This is a genomic window from Paenibacillus sp. FSL R7-0313 (assembly GCF_037969885.1).
In the GTDB taxonomy this organism is placed as follows: domain Bacteria; phylum Bacillota; class Bacilli; order Paenibacillales; family Paenibacillaceae; genus Paenibacillus.
On the sequence record NZ_CP150219.1, the window covers coordinates 5,354,130 to 5,371,108 of the forward strand.

Annotated in this window: 15 protein-coding genes; 6 read left to right on the top strand and 9 right to left on the bottom strand. The window is 46.9% G+C overall.

Annotated features, from left to right (window positions below):
* Window positions 1-142: 142 nt before the first annotated feature.
* Window positions 143-790, top strand: coding sequence for a hypothetical protein (locus NSQ38_RS23080; protein ID WP_339784194.1), 648 nt, complete (start codon window positions 143-145; stop codon window positions 788-790).
* A gap of 136 nt (window positions 791-926) precedes the next feature.
* Here the strand turns inward: NSQ38_RS23080 and NSQ38_RS23085 are convergent, their stop codons facing one another.
* Together NSQ38_RS23085 and NSQ38_RS23090 are read right to left on the bottom strand one after the other, a co-directional pair.
* Window positions 927-2,162 carry a multidrug effflux MFS transporter gene (locus NSQ38_RS23085; protein ID WP_339784195.1) on the bottom strand — a complete coding sequence of 412 codons (1,236 nt, stop codon included), beginning with the start codon at window positions 2,160-2,162 and terminating at the stop codon, window positions 927-929.
* A 6-nt stretch (window positions 2,163-2,168) separates the two neighbouring features.
* On the bottom strand, window positions 2,169-2,912 hold the full coding sequence (locus NSQ38_RS23090) for a GTP pyrophosphokinase family protein (RefSeq protein WP_036608962.1): 744 nt from the start codon (window positions 2,910-2,912) through the stop codon (window positions 2,169-2,171).
* A gap of 245 nt (window positions 2,913-3,157) precedes the next feature.
* Here NSQ38_RS23090 and NSQ38_RS23095 point away from each other — a divergent pair, with 245 nt between their 5' ends.
* Both NSQ38_RS23095 and NSQ38_RS23100 read left to right on the top strand, forming a co-directional pair.
* Window positions 3,158-4,042, top strand: coding sequence for a prolyl oligopeptidase family serine peptidase (locus tag NSQ38_RS23095; RefSeq protein WP_339784196.1), 885 nt, complete (start codon window positions 3,158-3,160; stop codon window positions 4,040-4,042).
* An 86-nt stretch (window positions 4,043-4,128) separates the two neighbouring features.
* On the top strand, window positions 4,129-4,845 hold the full coding sequence (locus NSQ38_RS23100; protein WP_339784197.1) for a YoaK family protein: 717 nt from the start codon (window positions 4,129-4,131) through the stop codon (window positions 4,843-4,845).
* Between the two features lie 117 nt (window positions 4,846-4,962).
* On the opposite strand, the gene NSQ38_RS23105 is transcribed toward NSQ38_RS23100, so the two are convergent.
* Complete coding sequence (locus NSQ38_RS23105; RefSeq protein WP_339784198.1) at window positions 4,963-5,859, bottom strand: LysR family transcriptional regulator; 897 nt, start codon at window positions 5,857-5,859, stop codon at window positions 4,963-4,965.
* Between the two features lie 139 nt (window positions 5,860-5,998).
* Between NSQ38_RS23105 and NSQ38_RS23110 the strand changes: the two genes are divergently transcribed.
* From NSQ38_RS23110 to NSQ38_RS23120, 3 genes are all read left to right on the top strand, one after another.
* A complete protein-coding gene (locus tag NSQ38_RS23110; protein WP_339784199.1) occupies window positions 5,999-6,703 on the top strand; it encodes an O-methyltransferase in 705 nt (234 codons plus the stop codon).
* A 77-nt stretch (window positions 6,704-6,780) separates the two neighbouring features.
* On the top strand, window positions 6,781-8,091 hold the full coding sequence (locus NSQ38_RS23115; protein ID WP_338594202.1) for an MFS transporter: 1,311 nt from the start codon (window positions 6,781-6,783) through the stop codon (window positions 8,089-8,091).
* A 148-nt stretch (window positions 8,092-8,239) separates the two neighbouring features.
* Window positions 8,240-9,355, top strand: a complete 1,116-nt coding sequence (locus NSQ38_RS23120; protein ID WP_339784200.1) for an AbrB family transcriptional regulator — start codon at window positions 8,240-8,242, stop codon at window positions 9,353-9,355.
* 129 nt (window positions 9,356-9,484) lie between these two features.
* Here the strand turns inward: NSQ38_RS23120 and NSQ38_RS23125 are convergent, their stop codons facing one another.
* From NSQ38_RS23125 to dctA, 6 genes are all read right to left on the bottom strand, one after another.
* Window positions 9,485-9,688 (bottom strand): hypothetical protein, encoded by a 204-nt coding sequence (locus NSQ38_RS23125; RefSeq protein ID WP_017688872.1) that lies wholly within the window; start codon window positions 9,686-9,688, stop codon window positions 9,485-9,487.
* Window positions 9,689-9,765: 77 nt separating this feature from the next.
* Complete coding sequence (locus NSQ38_RS23130) at window positions 9,766-10,029, bottom strand: YkgJ family cysteine cluster protein (RefSeq protein ID WP_017688873.1); 264 nt, start codon at window positions 10,027-10,029, stop codon at window positions 9,766-9,768.
* 259 nt (window positions 10,030-10,288) lie between these two features.
* A complete protein-coding gene (locus tag NSQ38_RS23135; RefSeq protein WP_339784201.1) occupies window positions 10,289-11,137 on the bottom strand; it encodes a chemotaxis protein in 849 nt (282 codons plus the stop codon).
* Between the two features lie 228 nt (window positions 11,138-11,365).
* Window positions 11,366-13,384 (bottom strand): PTS system trehalose-specific EIIBC component, encoded by a 2,019-nt coding sequence (gene treP / locus NSQ38_RS23140; RefSeq protein WP_339784202.1) that lies wholly within the window; start codon window positions 13,382-13,384, stop codon window positions 11,366-11,368.
* 28 nt (window positions 13,385-13,412) lie between these two features.
* Window positions 13,413-15,134, bottom strand: a complete 1,722-nt coding sequence (treC, locus tag NSQ38_RS23145) for an alpha,alpha-phosphotrehalase (RefSeq protein WP_339784203.1) — start codon at window positions 15,132-15,134, stop codon at window positions 13,413-13,415.
* A 284-nt stretch (window positions 15,135-15,418) separates the two neighbouring features.
* Window positions 15,419-16,774: a C4-dicarboxylate transporter DctA gene (dctA, locus tag NSQ38_RS23150; RefSeq protein WP_133384482.1), complete on the bottom strand. Its 1,356-nt coding sequence runs from the start codon at window positions 16,772-16,774 to the stop codon at window positions 15,419-15,421.
* Window positions 16,775-16,979: the final 205 nt, after the last annotated feature.

Sequence of the window (16,979 nt, forward strand, 5' to 3'; positions counted from 1 at the left end):
TTTCTTTCAGAAAGCTTTTAGGCGAGCGCTTCGCTTTTTCAGGTTTTTTCTATCTTCTCCGTTTGGTGTAAATGATTAGTTCAACTATATAGATCATATAAAATCTTCTTGACGGCACTCACATATAGGCGGATGCCGCCATATGCTGAATGCAGAATACGACGACAGGAAGGATGTTCTGTACATGTATTACGAATATAACCCTTATCTAAGTTATGGAGAAGACCGTTCCTTTCAATTGCCTCCACTGTTCCCAGGTGGTGGTGGCGGCACACCGGGTGGTCAGACGTTTCCAGGTACACCTGGCGGTCAAGGCTCCTATCCTCCATACATTCCAGGCGGAGGACCTGGTCCATATATCCCCGGAGGCATTCCGGGTACATTCCCGGGTACAGCAACGGGCGTACCTGCGCAACTGGCGCAAGGCAATCTGCCCACCCTGCTTAGTGCCTATCCTCGTCCGGTAGGTCAGCCTCCGGCAGAAATGCTTTTTCTGTATAACCTGATCAAAAGCAGCCCGGGTCTACTTCCGCTCTTCCTCCAGCAACAGCCGCAAAACCTCACTCAAGCTGTGCAATTTGCACAGACTGGTGCAGCGGCACCACGAGATAACGAAGAACGTGTGCTGCCCAACTTTTGCTATAACCGGTGGTCCCTTGTCTTCACATACAATGATGTGTACCTGATGTGGCCTGCCATCAATCTGTTTGGTTTTGTGGTGGGGTACTTCTATCCATTCCTCACGCCAGGTATACTGTCCAATACACAGATTTTGTTTGCGCTCTGCTAATCCTGTCCTTACCTACAGCAAGAGCCCCACTTGGAAGCATGATTCCTTCCAAATGAGGCTCTTGTTCGTTCTTTTACCAGATGTACCTTTACATTATTAAGACCCCACAAATGCAAGGTGTGCAGAATCAGTGTCTTTAACTCAACACCTGATCCATCTGACGCTTCCTGCCCCTACTGACCATTAGGAAGTAAATCACCAAGGCCCCGAGATCCGCACACGCGATAACGATTCCCATTGGCACAGCTGTGCCTTCTCCCCCGATACCTACGAGGGGAGCGACAATACCACCAAACAGGAACGTCATCACACCAATAAGCGCAGACGCACTGCCTGCCGATTTCTCCTGATTGGCCATCGCCAAGGCAAAGGACGCGGTATTGACCAACCCAACACTGGATACCACCAGAAATAACGGAATCAGTACAGAGATTAGATTACCTCCAGCCAGAATGGCGATGAGCAGTGAAGTTCCTCCGAGCGCCGCGGTTAGCAGCCCCGCGATTAACAGCCGGGTTTCAGATACCTTACCTGCAAGTCTGCCGGCAATCTGACTGGCCAGAATAATGCCCAGCCCGTTTATGGCAAAGCAGACACTAAACATTTGCGGGGATACCCCGTATATCTTCTGAAGCACAAACGGCGAACCGGATATGTACGCAAACATGCCAGCAGCTACAAACCCTTGGGTTAACGCATACCCCATAAACTGACGATCCCCTGCGATTTGGCGAAACGTAATTAATGTCTGCTTCAATCCGCCGCTTGATCTGCGGTTGGAAGGCAAGGTCTCTCCAAGACCAAAAATGACAGCCAACAGCGTCAGTATTCCGATGAGGCTAAGCAAAATAAATACGCCGCGCCACGACGTATACGTCAACAATTGTCCACCAATAATCGGTGCAGCAATCGGAGCTACGCCGTTAATCAGCATTAACAGGGAGAAGAACCGTGTAAGTTCCGGGCCCGAATATACGTCTCTGACGATTGCGCGCGAGATAACGATCCCTGCCGCTCCGGCTACACCCTGAATGAACCGCAGCACAACAAAAGAGCCCATCGTCGGGCTGACCAGGCAAAGTATGGAGGCGATCGTATAGAGCACAAGCCCTGCAATGAGCGGTGTTCGCCGACCACGTACATCACTTAGCGGTCCGGCAAGCAACTGTCCAACCGCAAGTCCAATCATACACGCCGTCAGACTGAGTTGAGCATACGAAGTAGATGAACCAAACTCATCAGCCAGCGTGGGCAATGCGGGTAAATACATATCCAGGGACAACGGCCCAAAGGCCGACAGTGTCCCCAGAATTAAAGCCATCCGTACACGAGATGTGGAGTTTGTGTTCAATGAAGCTGTTGTACTTTTCATCAAATACTACTCCCCGCTACCCAGCAGCTTGAGCAGATTGGACGGCAGTGTGAACTGTTGATTGTTAATAATAATACGGCGCAATTCTTCTTCATCCCGCTCATTATCGGCGTCCTTAATCTCCTGAATTTCCCGGTGAAGTCGCTCCATCTGTTGATCCAGCGCATTTGCCGAATCTGCCGCACTCTTTAACTCTCTCGTCAAATGCTCGGGAACATCCTTATTGTATTTATAAAAAATCTTATGCTCCAGACTCGCCCAGAAATCCATCGCGATTGTACGGATCTGGATCTCCACACATGCTCGTTCCTCACCATTGGACATGTACACCGGCACTTCCACCAGAAGGTGAAGGCTTTGGTAGCCGTTTGGCTTTGGATTCTCGATGTAGTCTTTGACCTCCAGTACACGCAGATCACTCTGGTTGCACAGCATATCCTTAATGCGATAGATATCCGAGATAAAGGAACATGTAATCCGTACCCCGGCGATATCCTTGATATTTTGCTTGATGCTCTCAAATGTTAACTCATGATTTTTACGGAACATCTTGTTCATAATGCTCTCAGGAGATTTCAGTCTGGACTTTGTATGCTCAATTGGACTGTAATCATGCAAAGACTGGAATTCTTCCTTCAGGACCTCAATCTTGGTCTCCATTTGATCCAGAGCAAATTTATAGATCATCATAAATCTCGTAATTTCATATTTGAATTTCTTGAATTGATCGATTGGATGTGGAGCGTTCATCATGGCTTTCTCCCTTTCTTTCTGCACACTAAAATTAGTTTTATGAATATGAGAACAAGCGGTCAATCCACATGTCTCCTGAACCATTATAAATCATATGGAGCCAATAAACGAATTTCTTACATTTGGGCTGGTGATTCAGCCTGGAAGGTATGGGAACTTATTTTACGCGCATCCTATAGAAGCATCCCTGTCATTTGGCACGCAAATATTAATAAAAGAGGTGGATTTTACTGCTCTATCAAGTGACGTATTCATCCGATACACTTCGAGTTAAAGCTTATTTATACCTGCCACAAGGTTGTTCATTACCTGATATCACGACATATGAAACGTCTCATCCCGGCTCTGTCTCCTCTTCCTTTCCAGACTTCGCTTCCATACATAAGCCTCTACATCTTCATCTGCAACCGCTCGCCAGCCATTACCCTGCTGCAACAATACATGATACGGATAACTTACCGGAACAGTGGCCGGTTTTGATCTATTGTCGCGGTGGACTTGGCAGCTATGGCGGGGTAAATACCGTTTGGCTTGAGCAATTTGTACATAAAGGTTATATCGTGTTCGCCCCATCCTATCGTGGCAACGAAGGCGGTGAGGGGCGTGACGAGTATGGCGGAAGAGATGCCGAAGATGTGCATGCAGGTTACCGGTTGATACAGCGTTTACCTTTTGTCGACCCAACTCGGATATCGTTAATGGGGTTCTCCCGTGGAGCCATTAATGCTGTACATACCGCAACTGCCTACAATGAGGGACCGGACAAAGTACATAAGTTAATTCTTTGGAGCGGTGTCGCCGATGTGGAACGCACTTACCATGAGCGAACCGACCTGAGGCGCACATTGAAACGGGTGCTGGGTGGCTCCCCACGCGCAGTTCCGGAAGCTTATCTCGCCCGTTCTCCCTTGTCAAAAGCAAACAAACTATCTTGTCCCGTGCTAATCATGCATGGTACATCAGATACACAGGTGAATTACAGTCACGGAACCCGAATGTATCACTGGCTTAAGCGCCGAGGTGCAGACGTCACATTTCACGCTTATGGCGGGCAGGATCATCATTTTCACGAGAAAATACATGAGTCAGCGGTGAACAATATGTTTGATTGGCTCGCTGCACCTTAAGTCTTTCACTATGAATTTCATTTTGAAGAATCATGCGTTATGGCTGTATACTGGAGGGGCTACGTTTTTCTGAAAGGACGGATAGAATGAATCAAAGCACCCTCCAAAAATACGCTATGCTGCTTCTCTGCATGACTGCCGGAATGGTGGATCTGATCGGATATCTGGGACTCGGGCATGTGCTTACAGCCAATATGACGGGAAATATTGTTTTATTGGGTATTGCCATTGCCCGTGCTCAGGAATTTGTTGTGCTGCGGTCATTGCTTGCTCTCATCGGTTTTATTGCCGGCAATGCCATTGCAGCACATATGGTTGGACCTGTGCAGACCAAAAATGGCTGGTCTTCCAGGGTCACAGCAGTGTTCACTGTTGAAAGCATATTGCTTCTGCTGTTCGCAATCACCATGATTAGTCCATTTTCAGAACAACTGTCCTATCTGTTAATTGTCATCCTTGCCGTTGCAATGGGGATGCAAACAACTGCGGCACGCCGCATTGGCATTGCTGGCATCTCAACAACCGTGCTCACCAATAATTTGGCCGCTGTGGTTGAGGATACCGTAAGCATTCTCAAAAAGCTGCGACATGCCAATATCCGATCGTTAACCAAAGCCTTGTCCACAGATTCCTACCTTCGTGCAGCTGCTGTTGTCATCTATTTGATCGGCGTCATTGCAGCAGCATTGTTATTCCACCGTTTGCCCATGATTGCAGTCTGGATTCCTGTCCTGATCATTGGCGGCATAACCCTATACGCCCGATTACATGCATGGGGAACTTCACAACAAAGCGAAAGTTAATATTTGGAGAAGCAACCTATTCATTTTTAAGAGGCTGTTCAAAAATCCGCTATAGGATACTGAAAACTGGTCTTTTTGAACATGGACTTTAAGTTATTTTAAGTATAATCACGCTATTTATTTCATCAAAGCAGCTTCTTGGCGGATAAGCTTGACCAGATGTTGTGCAGCAGGCGACAACACTTCCCCTGCTCGTGTACATACGGCAACCGTATTTCTCAGCTGTACACCTCGAACGAACACACGTGCCAGCTTGCCTTGCTGCACATCTTCCTTCACAACCAAAGAAGATATAAAGTTGGCTCCATAACCTGCCTTCACCGCACTAATCGTTTCATTCAGCCCGTTGAACTGAAGCGCAATGCGGGGAGCGGCCAGGTTATTTGTTGTGCATAGGGAAACGAGTCGCTCACGCGTGGCGCTGCCTTCTTCACGCATGATGAACGGCTCTGCCACCATCTCATTCAGCTCGATTTCTTTGCCTGCATACGGATGGTCTGGATGTACAACAAACCACATCTCATCGTCAAACAATTCATCCCATTGGACACCCGCATGTGTAATTCCACTTCCACCATACACTGCAATCTCTGCCTCATAACGAAGTAACTGGTCAAAAGCCATCCGGGTGTTGGTTGTGCTCACAACAATCTCCACATCCTCGTGCATTTGCTTAAACCGCGCAATCCAGCCCGGCAACAGAAAATTTGAAGGCAAGTAGGTTGCGGTAAGACGGATTAGTCCTTTCTTGCCCACCCGAAAATCCTGCACAAAATTCTCGACATCCTGCTCCAGCATAAACAGGCGTTCCGCATAACCGGTTAACTGTACCCCCGCATCCGTAAGCACCAGTCTTCTTCCCTCCGAAACAAAAAGCTGGATTCCCAATTCACGTTCAAACTTCTTCACCTGAGAAGATACCGCAGGTTGACTAATATTTAGTTCCTCTGCGGCACGAGTGACCCCGCCATATCTCACGATGGCATGAAATAATCGTAATCCATGCAGATTCATGTGTTACACCTCTTCCACGTCAAATACATAATCTAAAGTTATATTAACATACATAATATATATTTTATTTATACATTCACTCCATCTATAGTTGAATTATGAAATCCAATACACGAAACAAAGAAAGGAACATGTGAAAATGAAAAATATAAATACGACCAACCTACAGCATACCTGGACTCAAGTCGACGATTACATGAATGATCTGCTGATTCCATCAGATACCCTGCTGGAACATACACTGCAAAGCAATGCCGAAGCTGGACTCCCGGCTCATGACGTAACACCAAATCAAGGAAAGTTACTTCAACTCCTGCTGCAAATCCAAGGTGCATCCCGTGTACTTGAAATCGGCACATTGGGTGGGTACAGTACCATCTGGATGGCAAGAGCACTGCCTGAACACGGACGCATCGTCTCACTGGAATCCGAACCACACCATGCGGACTTGGCGCGAGCCAATCTCACACGAGCAGGACTGATGCACAAGGTTGACCTGAGAGTTGGTCCTGCACTAACCACCCTTCCCGATGTTCAGGAAGAATACAGAGAACCGTTTGATATGATCTTCATCGATGCTGACAAACCGAGTAATCCCGATTATCTGAGATGGGCCCTACGACTGACTCGGCCGGGGAGTCTTATTATTGGTGATAATATCGTCAGAGACGGTGAAGTGATCCGCACAGACAGCACAGACCCCAGAGTTCAGGGCGTTCGATCATTCCTGCAGTTGATCGCGGATCACCCTCGGCTTGAAGCTACAGCACTACAAACGGTCGGTAGCAAAGGTTACGATGGATTCGTCATTGCTCGTGTGATTGATGCCCCTGAACCAAAATAAACAGTGGTCAATTCTTCCGCAAATTCCCCTTTCCTGTTAAACTGGAATCACTGCACAGGCAGACTGGGGGGAACCACTTGAGAGTTTTACAACATATTCATGATGAAATTCGCGGCTGGTCCCGCAATATTCAACTGTTTTTCCTGGCTAGCATTCTGTATCAGATCGGAAATGGCATGTTCTCTGTCTTGTACAATCTGTATATTCAGGGTCTGGGCTATAATGATACAATGAACGGCCAGATTGTAAGTATTCAATCACTCGCAACAGCCATTATGTTTGTTCCTATCGGTCTATGCGGTGATCTGTTCAGCCGCAAGCGATTACTCATTACCGGGGCGTTATTCAGCGGAATCTTTCTGATCGGACGCTCCTTCGATTATTCGGCTACAGGACTGATCTGGTTCGCGGTATTCTCTGGCCTTTTCGCTGGGGTGTTCCAAGTACTGGCCATTCCTTATCTGGCGGAAAACGTCAAGAAAAGCCAGCGGCTGAAAATGTTCAGTTATTATTCATCCCTTGTGCTCGCTTCCCAGGTGCTTGGTAGCCTGGGTGGCGGCGTATTCGCAGATTTGTTACATACGGCAGGACTCGCCAAAGTAACCGGATTGCAGACGGTTTTATTTGTCGGTGGTGCAGCAACACTGGCTGCATTTATTCCACTGTTATTTGTAACCGAAGGCAAGGCTGCTCCGCAGACAACAATTCCGGCGCAACCCGTTCTTCAACCCAATGCGGATCTAAAAGAAAGTTCAACAAATAACCCAAGCAACGACGATTCGATCACCAAGAAAAAAGATTCCCGACTGATTGGTCAGTTTATAGTGACTCAGTTGTTAATTGGATTAGGTTCTGGACTGGTTGTACCGTATCTGAATCTGTATTTCACCAATCGGTTCTCGGTTTCTCTGAGCGGTATGAGCTTACTGATTGCACTTGGTCAGATTATGACGATTGTATCCATGCTGATTGGTCCTACCCTGGCGGCAAAGGTCGGAAGCGTAAGAGCCGTTGTCATTTTCCAGGTCATGTCGCTGCCCTTCCTTCTATTAACAGGCTTCACCAATCTGTTGTTCATTGCTTCGCTCAGTTTCTTATTCAGACAAGCATTGATGAACGCAGCCAATCCCATTCATTCAGCCATACTGGTGGATCGGATCTCTGACAAACGCCGCGGCATTGCCAATTCACTGATGCAGACCTCGTTCATGATTGGTTGGGCTACCATGGGACCTGTCCAATCCTATCTGGTCACCACGTACGGAACGTATTGGGGTTATGCAATCACATTCAGCATCACAGGCTGTCTATACGTTATTTCATCACTGATGTACTTTGTAATGTTCAGAGAACCCAAACCTTCCGCTACGGCTCTCGCAGGATCTTAATGAGTTAAACAAAAGTAGCCTGGTTGTTCCGCAGATAACGCAACGTATCTCATCATCAGGAGTGATCACACATGAACATGAATCTTTCATTAAACCTGAATGTATACCTGAATCTCATACCACCTCATTCAACCGGTAGGCTAAACGGATGGAACTGATGCATAAGCTCGGTTCCCACGTTGTCTTTCGGTTTTTTCTTAGTCTGGGTGTCTCTGTTCTTGGCGGATTGCTGTTCACAGTCATTCATACACCGATCCCGTGGTTGCTCGGGCCAATGGTATTCATGCTGCTTGGTTCCCAAGTCGCCAAATGGCCACTTATGTGGCCTACCTCCATCCGGGACTATGGCATTCTCATTGTTGGTTATTCAATTGGTCTCACCTTAACAGAAGAGGCACTGCAAGGCATCCTGCAACAACTTCCCATGATGCTGCTGATGACCTTGCTGTTAATTGCATTGTGTGTAATTACAGCCTACATCGCTTCAAAGGTAACCGATTTTGATTTTCCCTCCCTGCTGGTTGGCAGTATTCCAGGAGGGCTGTCCCAGATGGTGTCCCTTGCAGAAGAGATGAAATCCATCAATCTGACGCTGGTTACTTTTTTGCAGGTGACTCGGCTGATCATGATTGTCTTCTGTGTTCCGTTCCTGCTATTTAGTCCTTGGATTGGAGGTACTGTAGGTGGTGGAACAGATCAGCCTTTCATTGACGTAGCAACATGGGGTACCCTTTTCCCTGAGATTCTTCTCTATGCTCCGCTCTGTGTAGCGGGTGCATGGGTTGCACGCAAACTCCGATTTCCGACGGCCTTTATGTTGGGTCCCATGATTGTCATGTGTGTTGTTCAATTAAGCACAGCGCTGCACACACCCAGTCTGCCAACCTCCCTCTTAAACGTATCGCAATTGATGATTGGCAGTCACGTTGGACTGATGCTCAAGCCGGAACAGTTGCAACGCAAGACACAAACAGTCACGCTAGCGGTGATGAGTAGTGTACTGCTCATTGTTGGTGCGCTTGGATTGAGTTATCTGTTAATGAGTGTGTTCTCCCTCTCTGCGGCAACCTCACTACTCAGTATGGCCCCTGGCGGGATGGATCAGATGAGTATCATGGCACATGAAGTGAATGCCGATCTTTCGGTTGTATCCGGGTATCAATTGTTTCGGATTCTATTTATTTTCTTCATCGTCTCTTCCGTACTGAAGATGATTCTTGTACATATGTTGAAAGAAAAGAAAGCTAAACCCTATCCTCAATGATCATATTCCTACCTGATCCCATGCCAAAGAGAGTATCCATTTGATGTCACATCCTGCGGATACCCTCTTTTATTTGTACAGACTCTGCTTCAGCATTTTGCCTCATTCAATTTTAAGCATAATGACTAATTATGAATATATTCGGTTGTACATCCAGCCCACAATGCCTACCGTAACCACTGTTGCCCCAATAATAAATGCATAATAGCCAATCTTACTTTTGGACTCCGAAGTCTGATGGTCATAATAATCCGAGTTACGTCGATAAAATCCCATCCATAACTCTCCGATCATATTCACAACAACCAATACAAAACGTTTAACAAGCCCCATTGTATTCGCGTCTCCTCTCTCTAATCAACCTTCTTCCATATTAAGTATAATTATCCCAATTCATTAAAACAACCTACTCATATTACCTTCGGTGCAGTTTCTTGCTCCAACCAGGTTAGAATATCAAATGCTTCCTGATCGGTGCTACCACACATCTCTTCCTCAGCTTGCAATCCACTGCATACCGCAGGACGATCTTTTTGGCCAAAAATTCCGCAGCGATTATCATCGGTAAGCTGCACACACCGTACACCTGCCGGCTTGCCATGAGCCATGCCCGGTATCGGTGATGATATGGAAATCGCGATACAACATGCGGCACAGCCTGTCCTGCATTCCATACATATTACCTCCTAATTTCAATAACTATAGTACTTAAAATACGTGTTCAAAAAGATCGGTTTTCAGTACCAAGAAGATGGGATGAAGCTAGAAATGGAGTAGCGGAGCGTAGATAGAGCTACGTGAGCAACTACAATGTTTCCGCAGGAAACATACTTCGTAAGCATATGCTTATTCGGCTGAATTCCATATTCGATGCTGATGATGCCATTAGGCATCCTTCGTAATCAAAAGCGGACTTTTTGAACTACCTCTTATTTATGAACGATTTATCCAGGTCCAGGTTCGAGCAAGCCCCTGAGCAATTCTCCGATTCATACTTCGATTTGAAAAATACCCCCCATGACTTAGCGGATTCCAACTCATAGCCACGCCGCCAGAGTTCACTTCAATATCTTCTTTGACCGCTTTCTCATAAGCAGGATCAATGGGACGTAATGGATAACCGAGAATATCATCCCGATCGTAGAAGTTCACCCATTCCCCTTCCAGCCCTGCATAATACTGATTCACATGGGAAGAGGGCACTTGAATTGGGCAACTAAAGTCATGGTAACGCAAGCTCCATAAGGGCAATGTTGTACCAAACGAGTAAAAATTGGTCAACGTGTCCCCCCGCTCCAGAGCCGAGTTCACATCCACAATTTCAGGTACACGACTGGACGGATATTGCAGATCGTAGAAGAAGTTACTCGCGATTACGGCACCCAAACTATGGGCAACCACACAGAGCGGAGCTTCCGGTCCATTACGCTGTGCAAGGGTATGCATCGCCTGATTCAACGTTCGATGTACGGCATCATAGTTATGGCCTTGATTTTCCACCGGTTGATAAGCAACCGCATCAGCCAGGTAATGGATAACAAATCGGCGCAACGCCTGAAAGTTCAATCCCGGAGAGCTGACGAGTTGTTGAAAGAGTGCCTCCTCCCGCTCCTCAAATACATCCGCCCAATATACAGGTTCGATATCCAGCATCTGTTTGGAGGCTCCAGGCAAGACCATTACCTTGTCCAATTCCTTATGCAAACAAGCAATCAGCTTGTCCGCATACCCTTCCTTCCGCATACCCAGCCCATGAATGACCATCACCGCAATACGTGTCATGGCTCTCCTCCTCATCGATTGACTAGGATCTCTTTCTCCACCATATGAACGCCACGACTCGAACATGCCTGAAGCTTGCTTTGTCAGAAAAACCTTTCCAACCACCATTATTTTAAAAATGTGATTCTTCCATTTTATATACAGTTTACCATGATCGTCATGAAAATAACGATCATACAACAAAAAGGAGCTGCACATCACGCAGCCCCTTCTTGTTGTTGTATTCAATTAACCTATCAAATGAACCTTCAGCACACCATTTTGATTAGATGTAACATCACCTGTGGTGACTTCCACCCGTTCAACCATATCCTGACCATCTGGAATGATAATTGGTGTAATCAGCGGGTATCCCGCATCTTCAATGACCTTACGATCAAACTCCAACAGCTTTTGTCCAGCCTTTACATGCTCGCCAGCTTCGACATGCATGTTGAAGCCTTCACCTTTGAGCGATACCGTATTGATCCCGACATGGATCAGAACCTGTAATCCACTCGCGTGTTCAAGAATCACAGCATGTTTACTCTTGATCACATGAGCGACTTGAGCATCAAACGGGGCAACAACAACGTTGCCGGAAGGTTCAATCGCTACACCCTCACCCATCTGTTTCTCGGCAAAAGCCGGATCAGGTACTTGCTCCAGCGATACGGCCTGGCCTGTTAATGGCGCCATAATTTCCAGTGTATTCACGGCTTCGTCCCCTACTTGAGCTGCACTACGTGTGCGCTGGTTTGGATCTGTTTTTGCAGTTGAAGAAGTAACACCTGAAGCAGACTGCGATGTAGACGCTTTAGGCTCAGCAACGGTTTCATTGCTTGCACTACGATCTTCTTTTCTCAGTTTGGCTCTGCCAAAAAGGACAGTCAGTACAAATGGTACAACCAGGACAATCGCCATGCCGATGAAGAAGACACCCCACTTGTTAGGGAAAATCGACAGGAATCCCGGTACGCCACCTACACCGATGGAGGTTGCCTGAACATTATTCATCGTCAGCAACACACCACCAATCGCGGAACCGACCATACCAAAGATAAACGGATAACGGTAACGGATATTCACTCCGAAGATCGCCGGCTCGGTTACCCCGAGGAAGGCTGACACCGAAGACGTTGCCGCAAGTCCTCTCATTTTCTTCTCACGCAAGACAAGCATCATCGCAAGTGCCGCTGAACCTTGTGCAATATTGGACAATGCCAGCATCGGCCACAGGAACGTACCGCCCTGACTACCAATGAGCTGAACATCCACCGCGAGGAACGTGTGATGCATACCGGTGATAACAAGCAAAGCGTACAGACCACCATAGATCAGACCGCCAAGCGCCGCGTAGGAATCGTATACATAGATCAAGCCAGATGTAATTGCATTTGCAATAGCAAATGTAACCGGTCCAATAATCGTAAATGCCAGGAAACCGGTAATCAGCAACGTAACTGGTGCAACAACCAGCAGTTTAATTGAATCATGCACTCTTTTGTTCAGGAAAATTTCCATCTTCGCAAGCAGATATGCCGATACCAGTACTGGCAGAACCTGCCCTTGATAACCGATCTTCTCAATCTCCCAACCGAACAGATTCCATGTTGGCACCGTGCCATTATTCACAGCATCAGCGTAACCATATGCACTCAGCAGATCGGGATGTACCAGAATGAGACCAAGCACGATCCCGAGCAGCGGACTGCCGCCGAACCTTTTTACAGCTGCCCAACCAATTAGAGCCGGCAGGAACGTGAAGGCTGTACTTGCGATTGTATTAATAATGGACGCAAGATCCTTCCAGGCTGGATAGACATCCACCAGTGATTTTCCATCAAAGAAAATGCCTGGACCTGTCAGAATATTGTTAATCCCGAGCAATAGACCTGCCGTAATGATTGCAGGCAAGATTGGAATGAAAATATCCGAGAGTGTTTTAATCGCTCGCTGGATTGGATTTTGCTTTTTACCAGCAACCGCCTTCACATCATCTTTGGAAGAACGATCTCCCCCGGTAATCTGAATCATCTCATCATAGACTTTATCCACCAGACCAGGCCCAATAACGACCTGGAATTGTCCTTGGGAAGAGAACTGTCCTTTGACCAGATCATTCTGATCCAGACTTTCAGTATCCACTTTACTCTCATCGTACAAGGCAAACCGGAGTCGTGTAACACAGTGTGTTGCAGCTTCAATATTCTCTTTGCCACCAACTGCCCGGACGATCTCCTCAACCTGTTTTTTATCAATTGCCATAGTGTCACTTCCTATTTATAAAATGTGATTAGTCCTGTTGTGGTACAAGCCACATATAGGAAGCATACGGACTGAGAGAGATTTCCTGCGTCAGCGCAGGGGCTGCCTCCGTATTTCCTATGAGTAACTCTGCTGATTTGCCTGCAATGTGATCATTCCAGACTGCTTCCGGAAGCGAGAACGTGACGTCTCGTTTACTGAAGTTGGATACAACAATCAGAGTTTCATTTCCATTGGTCCGTGCGTACGCGAATACATCCGGGTGTGCATCGTCCAATCGTTCATACAGACCGTCGATCAGCACGTTAACCTTTTTACGCAGGGCAATCAATTTGCGGTAATGGTAGTAGATTGAATCCGGATCAGCCAGTTGCTGTTCCACGTGAATGGACGGATACCTTTCATCTACTTTCAGCCAAGGTGTTCCGGTAGTAAATCCGGCGTTCTTACTGCCATCCCACTGCATCGGTGTGCGGGAGTTGTCCCGGGAACGCTCTTTTACGATGTTGAAAGCTTCTTCAGCGGATTTGCCTCGTTCTTCCTGAAGCAGGCGGTACATGTTCGTTGATTCGATATCGCGGAACTCACTAACGTCATTCCAGACTGGATTCGGCATTCCAATCTCTTCACCCTGGTAGACATAAGGTGTACCTTGCATTCCGTGTATCGTTGTTGCAAGCATCTTGGCACTCTCGGCACGATAATCACCATCATCGGCGAATCGGGATAGTGCCCGCGGCTGATCATGGTTATTAAGGAACAGCGCGTTCCAACCTCCACCGGCCTGCATGCCTGTCTGCCACTCACTGAAGAGCTGCTTCATCGCTTCGAAATCATACGGCATCAGTTCCCATTTCTGACCATTCGGATAATCCACTTTCAGGTGGTGGAAGTTAAACGTCATCGAAAACTCCCGGGAAGCCGGGTTCGAATATTGGATGCAATGTTCCAGTGTTGTAGAGGACATTTCCCCTACTGTCACCATGTTGTGAGGCCCGAATACTTCATCGTACATCTCGGTGATGTACTCATGGACACGCGGTCCATCCGTGTAATATTTACGCCCATCACCCGGTGACACGCTGCCATCATCATTAGGGAAACGCTGGTCTTTGGAGATCAGGTTGATCACGTCCATACGGAAACCATCTACACCTTTTTCGGCCCAGAACTTGATCATATCCCGCACAGCTTTGCGTACTTCTTCATTCTCCCAATTCAGATCTGCCTGCGTTTTATCAAATAAAGTCAAGAAATATTGTCCCGTCTGTTCATCGTACTGCCATGCAGGCCCACCGAACTTGGATTGCCAGTTGTTCGGCACACCGCCGTCCGGAGCAGGATCTTTCCAAATATAATAATCCCGGTACGGATTATCCTTGGAAGAACGGGATTGCTGGAACCACTCATGATCTGTCGAGGAGTGATTCACTACGATATCAATCATCAGTTTCATATCACGAGCCTTCAGACCTTTCAGCAGTTCGTCAAAATCCTCCATCGTCCCATAATCCGGATTAATGCGGTAATAGTCCGCTACGTCATATCCATTATCATGCTGTGGGGATACATATACCGGCTGCAACCATACAATATCGATACCCAGATGCTGCAAATAATCAAGCTTCTCGGTTAATCCACGAATATCTCCCGTACCCGATCCGGTTGTATCATTAAAACTCTTCGGATATACCTGATACACCGTTGATGTCTTCCACCAAGATGACGGAGTTGTGTTATTAGAACTCATGTTAACGCCTCCAATAAATTGTAATGCTCTTATGTGATGTTCTCGGTTAACTTCATATCTATATTACATAAGTAAACATGTATATACAAGTTGAAACTATAATATGTATATTCTTCGCCTCTTCTACACATTCCCCATAAATCTTTCCTCTGTAACATTTATTTTGGAACCTGCGTTCGTAAACTCCATGATATCTGTATTGGGACAACAAGAAACCGTCTGTTCTTCCCACGATTGGGTGGGCAACAGACGGTCTACTTGGTTGAACTTTTTAAAAACGCCTCTTATGACATCTCGGGTGAAACTACGGCTTTTCCCTGTTTTTCCTGCATGTTTAACTTCAATAAAGATAGTGCAGCCTGTTCTTCCCTTTCCAGTTCAGCAGCACTGATCTCACCAGAGAGTACGGCACGCATTCGCTTCTGATCCAGCAGACCTTCCCATTTTGCAACCACAAATGCTGCAACACAGTTGCCCATCAGGTTTGTGAAGACACGCATTGTATCCATGAATCGATCTGCACCAAGCAGCAGAGCAACCGCTGCTACCGGAAAAGCATTGACGGCCACTGCCGTTGCGGACAGGGCCAGAAATGCGGAGCCAGGTACTCCTGCCATGCCTTTGGAACTTAACATCAACACCAGTAAAATTGTAATCTGCTGCATCAATGTCAGTTCAATCCCTACGGCCTGAGCAACAAAAACCGTTGCCAAGGATAAATAGATCGAAGCGCCATCCAGATTAAACGAGTACCCCGTCGGCACTACAAGACCCACAACCGCACGATCACAACCCGCCTTGGTTAGTTTGTCCATCATGCGCGGCATCACCACTTCTGATGATCCGGTTCCAATCGCCAGCATCACTTCAGAACGGGTATACTTCACAAATTGCAGGAAATTCAGCCCGGTAATCCACCAGGCAGCCAGTGCCAGCATGACCAGAAACAGCAGCGCTGCGCCGTAACAGGCCAGAATTAACAGACCAAAGGACGATAATGTGGAAGCCCCATAGGCACCTACCGTGTAAGCCATGGCTCCAAATGCACCAATTGGCGCGAGTTTCATGATATAACCGATGATGCGGAACACAATGCTGAGCAAGTTCTCAATCAGCGTCAGTACATTCTCTTTTGCCTTGCTCTCTGTTGCTGCCAGAGCAACCCCGAACAAGCATGCCACGAGCAGTACTTGCAGAAGTGCATTTTGTGCAAAGGCATCTACAACACTTGTCGGAATAATATTCATAATAAAGTCTACCGTATGTGGTAACTCGGAACCATTGGTTTTCGCTTCAATGCCGCTTGCATCTATGGTTGAAGGGTCCACGTTCATTCCGGCACCGGGGCGAAGCAGATTGGCTGTTCCCAATCCAAGTACCAGCGCCACTGTAGTTGCAATCTCGAACCACACGATAGCTTTCAGTCCAATGCGACCTACCGACTTCAGATCACCGATCTTCGCAATGCCTGTCACAATGACCATGAAAATCAGTGGTGCGATGATCATCTTGATCAATTTGATGAAACCTGTTCCGAGCGGTTGCAGCAAGCTACCCAGATCCGGCCACAGGATGCCTACACCAATCCCGATGATTACCGCTACAATAATTTGAAAAAATAATGATTTCATAAATGACATGAACGCTCCCCCTGTTTGCGGTCAATTCGGATTTCCGTTTGGTTTCCGTGTAACTTTTTATATCATTCTAAACGGGAGTTCAACAATGGAATTTCAATGTTTTTGTCATTTGTACCAACTCTATTGGTGAAAATTGAACCTGAAACCGAAAAAAGACGAATACCACGTCAGTTATCTTGACGTGATATTCGTCTTTATCCATCAA

Bases quoted from the DNA above. Each gene is read 5' to 3' on its own strand.
- NSQ38_RS23080 (WP_339784194.1), top strand. From the start codon at position 143: ATGCTGAATGCAGAATACGACGACAGGAAGGATGTTCTGTACATGTAT.
- NSQ38_RS23085 (WP_339784195.1), bottom strand. From the start codon at position 2,162: ATGAAAAGTACAACAGCTTCATTGAACACAAACTCCACATCTCGTGTA.
- NSQ38_RS23090 (WP_036608962.1), bottom strand. From the start codon at position 2,912: ATGAACGCTCCACATCCAATCGATCAATTCAAGAAATTCAAATATGAA.
- NSQ38_RS23100 (WP_339784197.1), top strand. From the start codon at position 4,129: ATGAATCAAAGCACCCTCCAAAAATACGCTATGCTGCTTCTCTGCATG.
- NSQ38_RS23105 (WP_339784198.1), bottom strand. From the start codon at position 5,859: ATGAATCTGCATGGATTACGATTATTTCATGCCATCGTGAGATATGGC.
- NSQ38_RS23110 (WP_339784199.1), top strand. From the start codon at position 5,999: ATGAAAAATATAAATACGACCAACCTACAGCATACCTGGACTCAAGTC.
- NSQ38_RS23120 (WP_339784200.1), top strand. From the start codon at position 8,240: ATGGAACTGATGCATAAGCTCGGTTCCCACGTTGTCTTTCGGTTTTTT.
- NSQ38_RS23125 (WP_017688872.1), bottom strand. From the start codon at position 9,688: ATGGGGCTTGTTAAACGTTTTGTATTGGTTGTTGTGAATATGATCGGA.
- NSQ38_RS23130 (WP_017688873.1), bottom strand. From the start codon at position 10,029: ATGGAATGCAGGACAGGCTGTGCCGCATGTTGTATCGCGATTTCCATA.
- NSQ38_RS23135 (WP_339784201.1), bottom strand. From the start codon at position 11,137: ATGACACGTATTGCGGTGATGGTCATTCATGGGCTGGGTATGCGGAAG.
- treP (WP_339784202.1), bottom strand. From the start codon at position 13,384: ATGGCAATTGATAAAAAACAGGTTGAGGAGATCGTCCGGGCAGTTGGT.
- treC (WP_339784203.1), bottom strand. From the start codon at position 15,134: ATGAGTTCTAATAACACAACTCCGTCATCTTGGTGGAAGACATCAACG.
- dctA (WP_133384482.1), bottom strand. From the start codon at position 16,774: ATGTCATTTATGAAATCATTATTTTTTCAAATTATTGTAGCGGTAATC.